Source organism: Phycisphaeraceae bacterium, from assembly GCA_019636795.1.
Taxonomy (GTDB): Bacteria; Planctomycetota; Phycisphaerae; order Phycisphaerales; family UBA1924; genus JAHBWW01.
The window spans coordinates 315,829-330,504 of record JAHBWW010000002.1 but is presented as its reverse complement, the minus strand read 5'-3'; the positions used below and the strand labels follow the sequence as shown (position 1 = coordinate 330,504).

Here is a 14,676-nt window from a genome sequence, read left to right as displayed (position 1 = left end):
CTGGCATGGGCCGATCTGCTCCAAACACATCCAAAATCGAAGCTGCAGACAAGAGCACCCATTGCCCGCAAACCTGTTAACCCAGACCCAGAGAGCGCGAGGGTCTCGCCCGCGCAGGCCCGCCGAGCCGGGGGGTGCGGGGGCCAGGCGATCGGAACCGTGCTTCAACCAGAGACGGGCTTCACCATCACAGACGGTTGTCGCGGGCGAGCCGCCAGTAGTAGCGCCCTGCGGCGGTCAATCGACACGCCTTTGACTGCATCGCGGCGTCGTACATGTGGTCCACACCGACGGGGACGACCAGATGGACCCGGTTGAGGGCCTGCAGCTTGCAGAACATTTTGTGCTTCTCGTCATCCTTCTTCTCGCAAGTCGCCTCGCACTCAGGGCAGAGCGGCAGATCCTCGGCGGGTACGGGAAACAGCGCGGGCAACTCTCTGAGAATCGCCGTATCGATCGGCGGCTTGCACCGGCGCAGCGGCAAGAGTTTTGCGACGTGCGATTTGAACAGCGGACGCTGATCCCACGCACCGAGCGCCGTTTCGACAAAGTTGTAGATGTTCGGGGCGGTGACTTCACCCAACAGGTCCATCGCGCCACCCGACAGCGCATCGACCACGAGGGACGTGAACAGACCGTTTCCCGCCGACTCGACCGAAACCTGATCGCTGCGGCTCGCGGTCAGGATCGAGACTCCCTCGCGGAGCAGCGCCTTGGCGTTGTCGATTGCGGGGACGCTCCCAAGGCTCCCGCTGAAGCAGCAATCGAGGAAGATGACGACTTCACCGGCTTTCGAGTCATTCGCGAGCTTGAGGACGTCGCTCATTGCTACGCCCTCGTCATACTGCTTGTTGTCCTGCGTGACCAAATAGCCGTCGAGGTTGTTGTACGTTCCATGCCCCGAGAAGTGCAGCATCGCAACATCCGGTGATCCCTGAAACAACTCATCGATCGCCTGTTTGAGTGTTGATCTCGTGACAGCGTCTCCCTTACCGCTGTTCGGGGCTACCAACAGGCGGCATTCGAAGTTCGGGGAACCATCATCGTGTTTGCGCAGCACATTGGCCATCGACTCGGCGTCGGCTACGCACCCCTTGAGCGCGCCGACCGAGTACAAATCGATGCCCACGCACAACGCACGTCGCATGGCGGATTACCTCGCCCCGCCTATGAGGGCTTTGAGGTTGTCCCATGTCCAGTTGTACACCTTGTCGCCGGGCTGCGCCGTGGTCGGCTTGGTGCAGTTCTTGTTCGAGTAGGCCGCAAGCAGGAAGTAGGGTTTGCCTTTCTCGCGTGCGATACTCAACTCGGCCGCGACGCCGTTGGCGAGATGCGTGTACTGGCCACACAAGACGATCACGACATCGATGTAGTCCATGCGGCGACGGACCTTCTCCTTCCAGTCGCCGGTGAGATGGTCTTTGACGGAACCATCCGTGAAGTCAAACGGCGTGTCCGGATGCTTGGCTTGCCCGGCGAGCATGAGTTTCGCCCCCTCATCGTGGTCGTAGTCGAAGCTGATGAACGCGCGTTTCTTGGCCATGCGAGCCTCCGAAGTCTGTGGGGCGATTCTATCGCTGGTCGCGTGCAAATTGGCGGATGGCGGTGATCACCGAATCACGCCGCCACCGGACAATCGGGCAGCCGGAGTCAAGCACGACCTTGGGCACACGCTCTGCACCATTAGGCATGACGTCCAAGATCGGGATGCTTCGGATGCGAGACCACTTGATCTCCCATGCCATCCAGCGTCGATGGGCGATCTCCATGCCGACGATCACGACCATGATGTCGGCAGCGCCGAGGCGCTTGCGGAGCCGCTTCTCGAAGTTCTTGCCCTCACACATCGGGGCTTCATCCGACACACTGAAGTTCTTCCAGTCGAAGCGAGGCTCGTCGTCGAACCAGTCAACCAGGGTGTGGCAGTTGGCGTTGAACTCCCAACAGTGAGAGACGAACACGCAATAGGTGCAAAACGTGGGCATGGACCCTCGACAAAATCGAGACGTGAGCCCAATTGGGCGCTGGGCGGACAGAACTCGCACTACTATACATGCGGAGAACGTGTTTTCACGGAGTGTCCCAATGGCCAAGAAGAAGGTGTACATCGCGTTCGACTACGACGACCTCGGAGTCAAGCAGAACCTGGTCGCCGAGTCACGGCGCCCCGACTGCCCCTGGGAGTTCATCGATAACTCCATCAGCCGAGCTGTTCCGGAGCGTTGGGTGCTGGAGGCTGAGCGACTGATCAGGGAATCGGACTTCGTGATCGTACTGTGTGGTGAACAAACGCATCAGGCGACCGGGGTTGCGACGGAGGTACAAGCGGCACAGAGGCTCGGGCGGCGGTACTTCCTTCTCTCGGGCACTCGGATCGGAACGCCAACTCGCCCGAAGCACTCCCGTGCGGATGACAAGATCTGGACCTATCGCTGGCCCTCGGTGCAGACGCTGCTCGCAGGGGGCACCCCGCCAGCGGATGCCGCTGTTCAATGACGGAGCATCCCAACCTCGGAATGTTCTCCGTTTCGGGAGGGTCCCGATCCCTGTTCACCCCTGATCGGCACCTCGCGTCAAATCGGCGGAGGCGCTAACCGAGTGTCGGAGAGAGTTCGAGAGGTTCAACCGAGAGGGCGACGCGAACCCCCGGGGTTCTCGTCACAGCCCGATCAGGCCGAGCTTCTGACCGGCTCGCGAAAGTGGGCCGGTTTTGCTTTACGGCCCGGCCGGTTTCCAGCGTCGGGGCTGGGTGGCGGAAACGACGGAGATTCCGGGGTCAAACGCGGGATGGCGTTGGCGGCCGCGCTCTCGGCTTGCGTCTCCGAGAGGAACCCTCTTCGAAACGCTGGGCAAGGCCGAAAAGGCCTTGGTGGGGTCTGGAGGGCCCTCTCGGCTGGTCGGGGCGGGTTGACGGCCTGTACCTGGAGGCGGAGCGTTCTTCGCGGGTCGAATCCGCCTCCTCGAACCACACCGTGTTGGCGTCGCGATCACGCATGATGATGCTGTCAATATACGAACTTCCACCAACCCCGTCAAGGCCCGCGTTGTGATGGATGAACACTTCCTTCGGATGTTCGTCGTCTGATCGGAAGGTCGCAACGATCCGCCAGTGTTCGTCATAACAGAACCAGAACCACGGGTCATCGGCATCGACCACGCCGTCGGGCAGATCGTTGGTGCCGTCGTCGGTGAGGTCGGTGTGCTGGCCGATGCGGAAGTTCAGGCCGTTGTAGCGGTACTCGGCCACGAGCACCGCCGGACTGCTGCCGCGCTCGACGACCTTGCGCAGCCGGCCGAAGGGGTCGTAGACATATTCATAGTGCTGGCCGTCGTCGGTCATGTTGCCGACGGGGAAAAGCGGAAGGGCTGGGCCCGGCAAGATCGAACTCCACAAGAACACCTTGCTTCGCGAGGGGGAAAGACGGCATGGATCAGTGAAGAAAATCAACCACTGGGGCTTGACAACGGCCTGCTCACAGATGCCACCCCACCACTTCATATCAATGTTACCACTCCTCTGACGCAGAATCATTGCCTCTACTATCCGTCACATCATCCCGGGTCAACATACCACATTCTGGACATTGATTCAACTTGTTCGAAGCAGTTCGCAAGTTGTAGCCACAATGCAAACACCGTGACTGACGACGGCGCAGCCATTGCCTGCCGAACATGCACAATACAGGCGGACCGCAACACAATGCCACATAGGAAAGTCCGTTGCAAATTACCCCAGTCCAGATGATGCGCGTAGGAATGACAGCAAATTGTTCCCCCACGCGGATCTTCTGGCCGTCAATCAACTGTAACTCCCCTTGATGTGCGAACCCAACCCAGGTGCATGACAGTGATACAAAAGGGAAGCCAAATCCGTCTTCTCGCCAATAGAGCGGCCCTCGATCGTCTGAAAATAGTGATGACTGTAGGTTGCGATGACGAACCCACCTAGGCAGTTCCCGAGCGTCGGCTGGAGTCGCATGCGTAGGTGAGCGCATATAGCTAAGTGCGACAATTAAAAAGTGATCTCCCGGAGAAGCCCAATGGACATGGCTCGCCCAACTGTTGACGTGGACCTGATGCCGACCCAGGCTACGATCTTCCTGCCACGGCCACTCCGTCAGCGGCAAGAGAAATTGCTGAGATCGTGATACCGCTGGAGGCTCAGTAGAACGCAGAATGGAAGCAAGTAGGCTGGCTCCAATCGCAAGTAGGTTGGCGAGGACGATGATTGCCAGAAGACTTCGCGCTCTTAGGATCACTAGGCCTCCGTTACGCCATAAGTTCTTAATGAATTGGTACAATTCGACTGACAACTTATACAGGAGGATAAGGATTGGCCTGTCGCATCATCATGCGTGATGATAACTTTTAAGGGTCATGACCCACTTTTAATACCCCCCTCCGCATCCTTCGGTTGAACTTGGCTACGACAGAGGTCGCACCTGTCGCACCAGTGTTCACGGGCCCTTCTGACACCCCAAATATAGCCATCCTTGAGGCGAACGCAGTTTTGCGACTGGTCCTCGGAGCCGCAGCGTGCGACGCTGCAGTCAATGTTCTCCATGCAGGTCTCATGCGAGGTGTAGGCATCGCACTCTGAACAAGAGCGACCACAAGCGGCATCCCGCCACGGGAGATGACCTGGACCAAGAATGTTACCCGGCGGATTGTGAGAGCAGTCTATGTCGCCTATGTGAATGTCTTCATGAGACTCTATGCACGATTCAAACTGCTGTTGAAAACAGCCACCTTGATCCAAAGGCTCTTCGAGGCGCCCAAGGTTCTCTCTGCATAGGCATCTCAAACTGTGGGGCCCGTAGCACATGGTGACACCGCCACTTATTGGGCGGCTGTCACACATCACTGTGCACAACACATCGCAATGGGTAGTTGGCGAACTGGACTGCACACCCGTTCCGCCCGTGCACTCGGCTGTCTGGGGCCAAGCGCTGCCGAGCGAGAGTGGAGCACCGGACCCCCGGTGGAAGCGCCCCTGATGCCCGTACCCCAGCGGGTCGCGCCGGTTCCACGAGCCGATGTCGCTTAACAACACCCGATTCCTGACATCCCACTTCACCCCGCTGCCTTCGAGTTCAGCCAGGTTCTCATACCCCGCATACCCCTTACGGCTTTGAATCGCTGGCGACGACAGCACGCCCCGGCCGAGGTATTGGTAGCTGCCCGCGATGCTAGCCGCGGCGTACACGTCGTCGTAGTCGATCGTGCCGTCCATTGTAACATCCTTGCGGACATCATAACTTCCGGTCATCGCCGCCACGTCGCTCGCGTCGAAGTCGCCGTTGGAATCAATATCACCCGCAGGCAGACAGAACGGCGTGCCATACGGCTCATACCGGACCTGCTCGATCTGGCTCCCCGCGTGCGAGATGAGGGCGACGATGTCGCTGCGCCAGTTGTGGAGGTAGTAGACGCGCTCGTCGAGCGTGCCGTTGGCGGTCGTGTCGCGGTCGCGGAGCATCACCGCATCAATATAACTGCCCGACCCGGTCGAAGCAAGGCCCGCGTTGTGAAACACAAACTGCTCCGTTGGGTCGCTGTTCGCATCTTCGTACCGCGCGACGATCCGCCAGCGGGCGTCGTAGGCGAAGTGACTCACCACATCGTCGCCGTCCACGACGGTGTCGAGGTTGGTGTCGAAGTGGGCGGTGATGCGTTGATTCAGGCCGTTGTAGCGGTATTCGGCCACGAGGTCATCGCTCTGATCGAGCACCATCCGCAGCCTGCCGAAGGGGTCGTAGACATACTTGTAGTGCTGGCCGTCGTTTGTTAGGTTACCGACGGGGTCGTGGGCGAGGTCGATCTTGCTCTTGCCCGCGATGTCGCGCTGGAGCCAGGCGTTGGCCAGCGTGAAGGTGTTGCTCGCGTCGATCTCGTCAGGTTCGGAGTAGTCGCTGTCGCCGTCGAGGTCGAGGCGGTGCCCGTTCCAGGTGCCGGTCACGCCCAGGTCCCACTGCTCGATCCAGTTCGGCGTCGTGATGCTGCCCGACGCCACCACGCCACGCTGGGCGTCCGTGAGGCGGCTCAATGCTCACGACTGTCACGCTTTGGGTTGCCATCGCGAAGTGCAAGTTTGCGACCGGAAGCTCCGACACAAAACAAATATATCTTACCGACGAATATCTGAACAAGACCCAAGACTAGTAGAACGTCCCAAATCATAACACTCTCGCAACGAATAAGACATGAAAAGAATGGCACCATCCTGCGAACCAATAATCCTGCATAACATCGTTTTGGTGAGAAATGCTATCGCTCCCGGTGGCGATGGCGGCCAATGCTGAGTGCATCAGATATCACTTCTATCGTAAACGATAACCCGATAAGAAAAACAATCACTGCAGCAATCTGATGCAGATAATGCATAGTCACCTCACGACCTAATTTGATGACAAATCCTCAATTTTCATGCAATGGGCCCAGCGGACGGGGGGCAAACACATGTGTGACAAATGTTCCGCCGAATGCATGCTGATCATCCTCCTCATCAAGATAAAACATTGCGACAGCGACACCGGGGATCCCCCGGCGAATGAGATCCACAATGCTCCTCCATCCACTAAGTTTTGAGCAAATTCCGAGAACGGTGAGAATGATGGAGTTGGCTGACGGACTAAAAAGAGGGCCATTGGGACTGCATTTGGCTCGACAGTAGTTGAGGGCTTCCAATAGGGATGCAACGGCAGAGCAGCAGACCGGAACTGCCGCTGGGCATGCTGCGAGATTGCCCGACACACAACTGGCGACCAGCAACATGCAGGCCGTCAGCTCGGCCGATGCCGCAATGACGAGGCCAGTGCATGCCAGCCTCTGCCAAACTGTTCCACACTTCTGGCCGTCCGAATCGACGTGAACAATCGGCATCAACATTACATATTCATACAGATTCATCCCATCGACATACCCCAGCGGATCCCTTCGATTCCAACTTCCGATCTCCGACAGCAGGACTCTGTTCCTCACATCCCACTTCACCCCGCTGGCTTCGAGTTCTGCCAGGCTTTCGTAGCCTGCGTAGCCCTTGCGGCTGGCGATGTGTTCAAGGCTCAGCACGCCGCGGCCGGTCTCGTGATTGAGGACCTTGTTGCCGGCAATATATGTAATATCAGAGAGGTTCACCGAGCCGTTCATGTCCAGGTCGGCGCGGACATCGTACGCCGAGCCGGAGTACCATGCTGTCGCCTGATCGATATCATCCTGTGTCACCTTGCCATCAGCATCAATATCACCCGCCGGGATGCCGAACGGCGTGCCATACGGCTCATACCGCACCTGCTCGATCTGGCTGCCCGCGTGCGAAATCAGGGCGACGATATCGCTGCGCCAGTTGTGGAGGTAGTAGACGCGCTCGTCGAGCGTGCCGTTGGCCGTCGTGTCGCGGTCGCGGAGCATCACCGCATCAATATAACTGCCCGAGCCGGTCGAAGCAAGGCCCGCGTTGTGAAACACAAACTGCTCCGTTGGGTCGCTGTTCGTGTCTTCGTAGCGCGCGACGATCCGCCAGCGGGAGTCGTAGGCGAAATGGCTCACCACGTCGGCACCGGTGACACCATCCACGCCATTCGTATCGAAGTGGGCGGTGATCCGCTGGTTGAGGCCGTTGTAGCGGTACTCAGCCACGAGGTCATCGCTCTGATCGAGCACCATCCGCAGCCTGCCGAAGGGGTCGTAGACATACTTGTAGTGCTGGCCGTCGTTTGTTAGGTTACCGACGGGGTCGTGGGCGAGGTCGATCTTGCTCTTGCCCGCGATGTCGCGCTCGAGCCAGGCGTTGGCCAGCGTGAAGGTGTTGCTCGCGTCGATCTCGTCAGGTTCGGAGTAGTCGCTGTCGCCGTCGAGGTCGAGGCGGTGCCCGTTCCAGGTGCCGGTCACGCCCAGGTCCCACTGCTCGATCCAGTTCGGCGTCGTGATGCTGCCCGACGCCACCACGCCGCGCTGGGCGTCAACCAACCGAGAGAGGTCGTCCATCTGGTAGGCGTGGCCCATCGTCGGATGGACGTGGTCCTGCACCGAGGTAATGTTGCTGCGCTCGTCGTAGGTGATGGCGAAATCGACCAGGTCGATGTCGGTGGTGCGATCGGCTGTCCAGACATCGCGCGTGACGCGGCCGAAGCGGTCGAGCCGGTCGTAGGCGCTGCTCGCGGCGAGCGTCTTGTAATACTCGGGCTGGAGCAGTTCGGTCCGCACGACGCGGTTCAGGCCGAGGTATTCATATTCGGCGACGTAGGTGGCGCCGACCTTGACGCGCGTGACGCGGCCGAGCTTGCTGTCGCCGCCGAGGCCGAAGGCATTGCTCAGGCATTCGTACAGCACGACCGTCGAATCGGGCAGGGTCATCGAGAGGAGATTGACGGCCCGCCGCCCGCCGGACTGGGCGAGCTTGGTGTAGGTATAGGACACGGTGTACTGCGTCCCGCCGCTGGCGACGGCGCTGTCGTGATCCTGGGTGATTGACCCGACCATGCCCCAATCATCGTAGTCATACAGAACTTCATCGAGGACACTCCCCGATCCTGGGGAGGCGTCGTTGTACTGCGTGACTTTTTCCACAAGGCCGCGGGGGAGGTAGGTGGTGCTGATGCGGAGCACGATCTCGTCGAAATCGTCCGCGACATCGGTGGCGCGCCGGTGCGTCTCGCGACCCGCGGTGTCGTAGTCGGTTTCGATGACGTTGCCGGCCTGGTCGCGTGTGCGGATCGGCTGGCCCTGCGCGTTGTACGAATACGTCACCACGTCGTCATCGTCGGTGTCGATGTCGGTCGCGTCTTCGGCCTCGTTGGTCGAATCGGGGTAGATGACGGCGCGGAGCAGGCCGTTGTGGCTGAGGCGTGACTCGTGCGGGTCGGTGCCCTTGCGCACGCCGTAGATGTAGCGGGTGACCTGGTCGTCGCCGATGTCGTTGTCACCGTCGCCGTTGAGATCGACCCAGATGGTGGATTGCAGGCCGTTCTGGTAGGTGTAGCGGGTGTAGAGGTCGTGGTCGCGCACAGGGCTTGTGGTCGAGCCGCCGGTGTAGTTGGCGATGGATGCGATGGTGCGGCCGGCGTCGTCGTAGAGCGTGCGCGTGACGATGCCCGCGGGGTCGATGGATTCGAACTGGAGGCCGTTGTCGGCGTAGACGACCTTGGTGACGATGCGCGAAGCGTCGGAGTAGGCGGGTTCGGAGAGTGCGTCGCGGTCAAAGTCGTTGCCGCCGTTGTCGCCGTAGTGGGCGGTGGTGACGAGGCGGTCGCGGTCGTCGTACCAGTAGGCGGTGATGGAGGCGCGGCCTTCGAGACTGGCCGCTTCGACCTCGAGCGCCTCGGCGGTGGTGTTGAGCGAGCCGGTGGTCTCGCCCGAGCCGTAGTCGTCGTGCAGACGGCTGACAGCGACGCTCATGAGCACGAGATCGGATATGTCGCTTGCGTACGCGGTCTGCGACTGCTCGACCACGATGTCGCCGGTGATGGTGAGGGCGTCGGCGTAGGACGAATCGTTGACGGCGGCGAGGACGAACGAGTGCGTCGCGCGGCCGATGCGGTCGTAGGCGGTCTTGGTCAGCTGGTGGCCCTGATGCTTGGCGGTGCGGCCCTCGGCGTCGTACCAGGTGTCGGCATCGAGCGTGTCGGCGCTGTCGCCGGTGTACTCGCCCGACTGCGTGATCTTGTGCTGGCGGCTGCGCCAGGTGCGGCCGAGCTCGTCGTGGAAGGTCTCGGACAGGGCCGTGCGGCTGGTCGTGTGCGAGGTCGGATCCGTCGCAGCCGAGAGGCCCGAGGAAGAGGTGTAGAGACCGACGGCGAGCGTGCGGCCGAGGTTGTCGAGCTTGACGACCGAGTGCGGAGCCTGTGGGTTGACGGTGAGGATGCGGCGATGGCGCGCGTCGTAGGCGTACGTGGTTTCACGCTTGTCGGTGCCCGAATCCTGGACGAAGGCTGTGGTTTTGGTGACGAGGCTGTTGCCGCCCGCGGCACCCGCGTCGTAGATGGTCTCGGAGGTCATGACCATGTCCGAGTCGCCCTCGGTCTCAAACTCGACCGCGAAAGGCACCCCCGGGTGGTCATGGTCGTTGGTGCCGATGAAGGAGGCGCTCGGGCGTCCGATGGCGTCGTAAGTGGTGTGGGAAATAGTGCCGGTCGGGTCCTTGACCGCGACGCGACGGCCCATGGTGTCGTAGAGGTAGAACGTGGAGTCGTAGGCGGGCGGCGTCGAGAGATCGTGGTAGGTGTGCGACTCGAGCAGCGTGCCGCCGGTCTCGTTGTAGAGGTTGGTCGAGACGGCGAAGAGCGTGCCGACCAAGACGGCGTCGAAGGGCTCATCTTCCTCATCGTCGATCCATGTGTCCGGTGCGCCGGTCGTCGAGCCGCCGGAGAAGACGATCGAGCCCGAGAACTCGGTCTGGCCGGCGTGGTTGGTGACGGTATAGGAGACGGGGCCGTGGTAGGTATCAGGCGAGCCGGCGACCTTCTTGGGGATGCCCAGCCGGACGATGCGGCGGTCGGCCAGCACGGTGACGAAGGTCTCGGAGGTGTGGCCGTCGGGGCCGGTCGATGAGCCGCCGGGCGTATCGCTGCCGGCGTAGGACGTGACGCGGTGGAACTCGTCGTCGCTGCCGTCACTGTCAAAGCCGGAAGGTATGGTCATGCCGCTAAAGAGTGGCTTTCCGGTATCGGCATCCTGCACCTGCGTTGCCAGACGACCATCGACGTACTTCCAGTAGTTGATCTTCCCGGACGCGGTTTTCTGCCAGACGCGCCGGCCGGCTTCATCACGAAACTCACTGACCACGTTGCTCGAGTTCGACCCGTTGTTGCCGGTGCTGACCGGAGGCATGGTGGTGGTCAGAGTCTCGGGCATCAGTGCGGCATCGCCCGAGTGGAATGTGTATTCCATCAGCGTGCGCGAAGCGGTCGTGGTGGTGGCGTCATTCCAGGCCTTGGCCGTGGTCACATTCGAGTCGGCGTAGGTCCAGTTCCAGCGGACCATCGGCCGCAGAATGTCGTAATCCCCCACACTCAGAACGGGCGGGCCATAGTCGATCGAGGAGTGCGTGTACATGTACCCCTGCGAAGACACGAGGGAGGTCGTGCCCGACGTGCCGATCTTCCAGCCGGTCTGCCGGACAAGGCCCGTCAGGTTGCCCGACGTCTCGCGCCCGAACACTCGGATCAAGCCGGCCGATGTGCTCCATGTGAATGTGTTCGTCGAATAGGTATAGCCCGTGCTCGAAGCTGGAGGACGGATCTCGATGACCCGGCCCGCGGCGTCACGCTCGACACCGGTCACCCAGAAGTTGCTCGCGGTGCCCGGATCCGCATCACTGATGACCCGTGCAATCACTTGGCCGAGTTCGTCGGTGTAGACAATCTCATACGAACCGTCGGGGCGTGCCACGGTCGTGCGGTGTTTCCAGCCCGAGGTATAGCCGGTGCTGGCCGACCAGCCGCCGTTGGTCGAGTACGCAATGGCATGGATGCCGTTGGCGGGACCTGAGCAGCCGCATTCGCCGTTCTGCCATGTCGAGGTCACCCGGCGGCCGGTGTCGTAGTTGTATGAATGAGAGACGTGCTTGGTAAACGTTAAATCGTCTGGGGCTGCGAGGTACTCGCCGGTAAACGGATCGGTCTGAATGATCTCGAGTGTGCGGACCCCCTCGGCGTCAACGATGTACTTGAGGGCATCATCAACAGCCGATTCGGTGTTAAGCCAGTAGCGATAGTGCTTCGTGACCACGATGTCCGGGCCGCTCAGGGGCGTCGTGATCGTGACTTCCTGCAGGCTCCCGGGGTTGCCATGGACGAGTTCCTCGACCGGATCGCCCTCTTCGTAGTAGTTGTAGTCGACGCGGGCAACGGTAGTTGGATCTAGCCAATTACTGCCCGACTTGACGGCTGCGGTCACGCTTTCGAGCCTGTCAACGAAGTCGTATTCATAGTGGTATCGCCTTCCACTTGCGTCATAGGCGTAGACCATTCGACCTTCGGCGTCGTAGCCGTTCGTGATCGCCGTCGAAGCCGTCGTGGCGTCGCCCACATAGGCCTTGTTGCCTGCCGGATCTTCGATGAACCACAGCTGGCCTTCGGCGTTGCCAGCATCGCCGTCAAAGCCGAAGAACACCGCCTTGGTCCCGCGGGCGTCACGCAGGATGTACAGGTCCGGCTCACTTGTTCCGTCGGCGACATGCTCGACGGCACCCGCCACTCCGTTCACGCCTCGAAAAACGTCCGACGAGTCAAACCGACTGTACTCGACATAGCTGCTGCCGAAGACGATGTACACCATATCGTCCGGCTCAGGATCATTCGGGTCCCCGACGAAGACCAGTTCCGGCTGGCTGATCTGGAACCAGTTCCTGCCCTGATAGCCTTCTACGTCCGCGCCCTGCATCTGGTTGAGCGTGATCCCGACGGTCCACGTTACTCCATGGCTCGGCAAGGCGATGTGCGTGTCGTACAGGAAGACTTCACCTGTCGCGGCTTCAACGCCTGCAACCTGCGTTGACATCGTGCCCGGATCCGAGGGGTTGGCGGCCAGCATCAGGCCAAACGGCACCGGTCGCCTCTGCGTTCCATCAATGTTGACAGCCCTCTGGAGAGCGGTCGGCTGGAAGCCCTGCACCGCAGTGGGGCCTGCGAGATACGCCGTCAGGCTGTCGTCGTGAATGTGGAGGATGTCCTCGGCAAGCGAAGTCGGAACAGCGATGGCAATACAGGACGCGGAGAGCACTCGAAGAATCATGGACATCATGGACCTCCAGCCATTCGGCTTGCCCATCCTGACGATTCGAGTGCCCCGACGCAAGCATATGAATGATGAATCATGGTTCATACATTGGACAAGCAGTCTTCGATCTGGTCTACTTCGTTCAATGAACCCATCTGGAGGCCGCCACCATGGCACCATTGATTCGATCGGCTCTGTCCAAGCCCGGCAACATTCTCTCATTGACTATCGGCTCGCTGACGCTGTCGCTGCTGGTCATCCTTTCGGCACTGGCGATTCCGCGAGGGATGGCCTCGTCCGAGCCTTCGACATCAGACCTGGGCGTGCTGCTCCATCGCCTGGGACTGGAACCTGAAAACTTGGCAGCTGCCGGTGTGCAGCCAAATCAGGTCGCCACCCTGATGCAGGAGGCCGGTGAAGCGCTGGCAGAAGTGCATGATGAACTGCTGCTCGCCCAGGTGGAGTTCGCAGCCGCTCGCAGGCAGATCGCGGCGCTCGAGCGTGCGCTGCGGTCAGGGACCGCGCCCGAAGGAGCGGCCAGCGCGCTGTCACAGGCCCGGACATCGGCAGCAGCCCTCGAATCCCAGATCGCCGCCGCGCATGCCGGGATTTTCTCCGCGGCAACGTCGCATCTTTCGTCGCCGGTCGTCAACAGCATCCAGCGGATTACGTCTGCTCGCCGCTGGGGCCTGCCAGTTCAGTACTCGGCCGCAGAACGATCGGAATCGGCATGGGTAGCACTCCGCGATGCGTTGTCGCAGGTCCGTGCCTGCGCTCAGCGTGAGTTGGAACCGGATTCAGCGTGCACGAACCTGATTGCTTCGGAAAACAGCCGCACCGAGGTCGCGCAGGCTGCGGCGTTTCTCAATGCCCACCTCGATGGAGTGAAGGCTGCATTCCATACCGCGCTCGCTCCGTAATGCGGCTGGCACGCCCGCGGCCCGATCAACGGCGCCTCCCGTACCGTGGAGCAACGAAACAGGCCTTATCATGAACTCCATCGTGCTCGACCACATCGCACTCGCGGCTCACGAACTTTGGGTGTTACGCATGCGCTCAGGCGGCTGGAGATTTGGTGATCACTACGACGCAGCTGCACGCACCCATGATGCAATTCAATCGTTCCTGACGCTCGGTGAACGGGATCAGCGGCACGCACGCCAATCTGTCGAGGCCAGCGGAGCGGTTGCCATCCTTGAGCAGTGTCTGGATTATCCCAGAGGTCCGCACGCAGCGACCGTGTGGCTCGATCTGGTCGAAGGCCAGCGAGTGCGGCTGATCAATGCCGATCTGGTTGAAGGTTGCCGCATCGAGAAGCACGATCTCGGCATGATCGAATCGATCATCACCGATTCTGCTGGGCAACGCACGCTGGTACGCGTCCGGTGGCCCAGTGGTGATCTCACAGAGCACGCACCGGGAGACAACGATCTGGCTCTGGAGGAATCACAATACTGAACCCTGAGCATGCACAAGCGTGTGTCGAACCGGGACAGTGACCCGAACCGATGAATCATCGATTTCGCAGCGCACTTCCACACTCACGCAGTCTGGGTGTTCCACAACAGAGACCAGAGGACTCAGCCGGTACACACTGATCTGACTTCGGCGCACGGAGAGAACCAGATGGCAGTTGCGCATGGCAGCGAGATGATGGCTGATGGAAGACTGGCTCAGGGCAAGAGTATCCGAAAGACTCTTGACATTACAGGGCTCGAGGGCGAGGACTCGAAGAATTTCGATCTTGGACTCACATCCGACGCACATGTGCAGCTTGGCAATGGATCTATACTGGATTGCACGAAGCTGCATTGGATCTTCAACCGGTTGCATGATCTTCGGTTATACCCGTGATTGGAGGAAAGATGCAAGTATTATTCCTTTCCCACCCAGTAATTCGTCGCCTTGGCCACCACATATGGGGATGTATGGCCAGTTGGCCTAAGAAAGATGCTGTAT

10 protein-coding genes are annotated in these 14,676 nt (G+C 60.5%); 3 read left to right on the top strand and 7 right to left on the bottom strand.

Annotated features, from left to right (window positions below; translation table 11 throughout):
- Positions 1–187 precede the first annotated feature (187 nt).
- Genes KF757_04610 through KF757_04600 form a run of 3 tightly spaced genes read right to left on the bottom strand, consistent with a single transcriptional unit; the run spans position 188 to position 1,985 of the window.
- Positions 188–1,147, bottom strand: a complete 960-nt coding sequence (locus KF757_04610) for a caspase family protein (protein MBX3322253.1) — start codon at positions 1,145–1,147, stop codon at positions 188–190.
- Positions 1,148–1,153: 6 nt separating this feature from the next.
- Positions 1,154–1,543 carry a TIR domain-containing protein gene (locus tag KF757_04605; protein MBX3322252.1) on the bottom strand — a complete coding sequence of 130 codons (390 nt, stop codon included), beginning with the start codon at positions 1,541–1,543 and terminating at the stop codon, positions 1,154–1,156.
- Positions 1,544–1,571: 28 nt separating this feature from the next.
- Complete coding sequence (locus tag KF757_04600) at positions 1,572–1,985, bottom strand: TIR domain-containing protein (GenBank protein MBX3322251.1); 414 nt, start codon at positions 1,983–1,985, stop codon at positions 1,572–1,574.
- A 100-nt stretch (positions 1,986–2,085) separates the two neighbouring features.
- Between KF757_04600 and KF757_04595 the strand changes: the two genes are divergently transcribed.
- A complete protein-coding gene (locus KF757_04595) occupies positions 2,086–2,496 on the top strand; it encodes a hypothetical protein (GenBank protein MBX3322250.1) in 411 nt (136 codons plus the stop codon).
- 280 nt (positions 2,497–2,776) lie between these two features.
- On the opposite strand, the gene KF757_04590 is transcribed toward KF757_04595, so the two are convergent.
- The 3 genes from KF757_04590 to KF757_04580 all read right to left on the bottom strand — a co-directional run bounded on the left by KF757_04590 (position 2,777) and on the right by KF757_04580 (position 12,741).
- The gene (locus tag KF757_04590) at positions 2,777–3,379 is read right to left on the bottom strand and encodes a hypothetical protein (protein MBX3322249.1); all 603 of its coding nucleotides are present in this window, start codon (positions 3,377–3,379) and stop codon (positions 2,777–2,779) included.
- 996 nt (positions 3,380–4,375) lie between these two features.
- Positions 4,376–6,046: a hypothetical protein gene (locus KF757_04585; protein MBX3322248.1), complete on the bottom strand. Its 1,671-nt coding sequence runs from the start codon at positions 6,044–6,046 to the stop codon at positions 4,376–4,378.
- Positions 6,047–6,417: 371 nt separating this feature from the next.
- The gene (locus tag KF757_04580) at positions 6,418–12,741 is read right to left on the bottom strand and encodes a hypothetical protein (protein MBX3322247.1); all 6,324 of its coding nucleotides are present in this window, start codon (positions 12,739–12,741) and stop codon (positions 6,418–6,420) included.
- A gap of 146 nt (positions 12,742–12,887) precedes the next feature.
- Here KF757_04580 and KF757_04575 point away from each other — a divergent pair, with 146 nt between their 5' ends.
- Both KF757_04575 and KF757_04570 read left to right on the top strand, forming a co-directional pair.
- Positions 12,888–13,637 (top strand): hypothetical protein, encoded by a 750-nt coding sequence (locus KF757_04575; protein ID MBX3322246.1) that lies wholly within the window; start codon positions 12,888–12,890, stop codon positions 13,635–13,637.
- A gap of 70 nt (positions 13,638–13,707) precedes the next feature.
- On the top strand, positions 13,708–14,175 hold the full coding sequence (locus KF757_04570; GenBank protein ID MBX3322245.1) for a hypothetical protein: 468 nt from the start codon (positions 13,708–13,710) through the stop codon (positions 14,173–14,175).
- On the opposite strand, the gene KF757_04565 is transcribed toward KF757_04570, so the two are convergent.
- On the bottom strand, positions 14,164–14,529 hold the full coding sequence (locus tag KF757_04565; GenBank protein ID MBX3322244.1) for a winged helix-turn-helix transcriptional regulator: 366 nt from the start codon (positions 14,527–14,529) through the stop codon (positions 14,164–14,166). The two genes, KF757_04570 and KF757_04565, sit on opposite strands and share 12 nt — an antisense overlap.
- Positions 14,530–14,676: the final 147 nt, after the last annotated feature.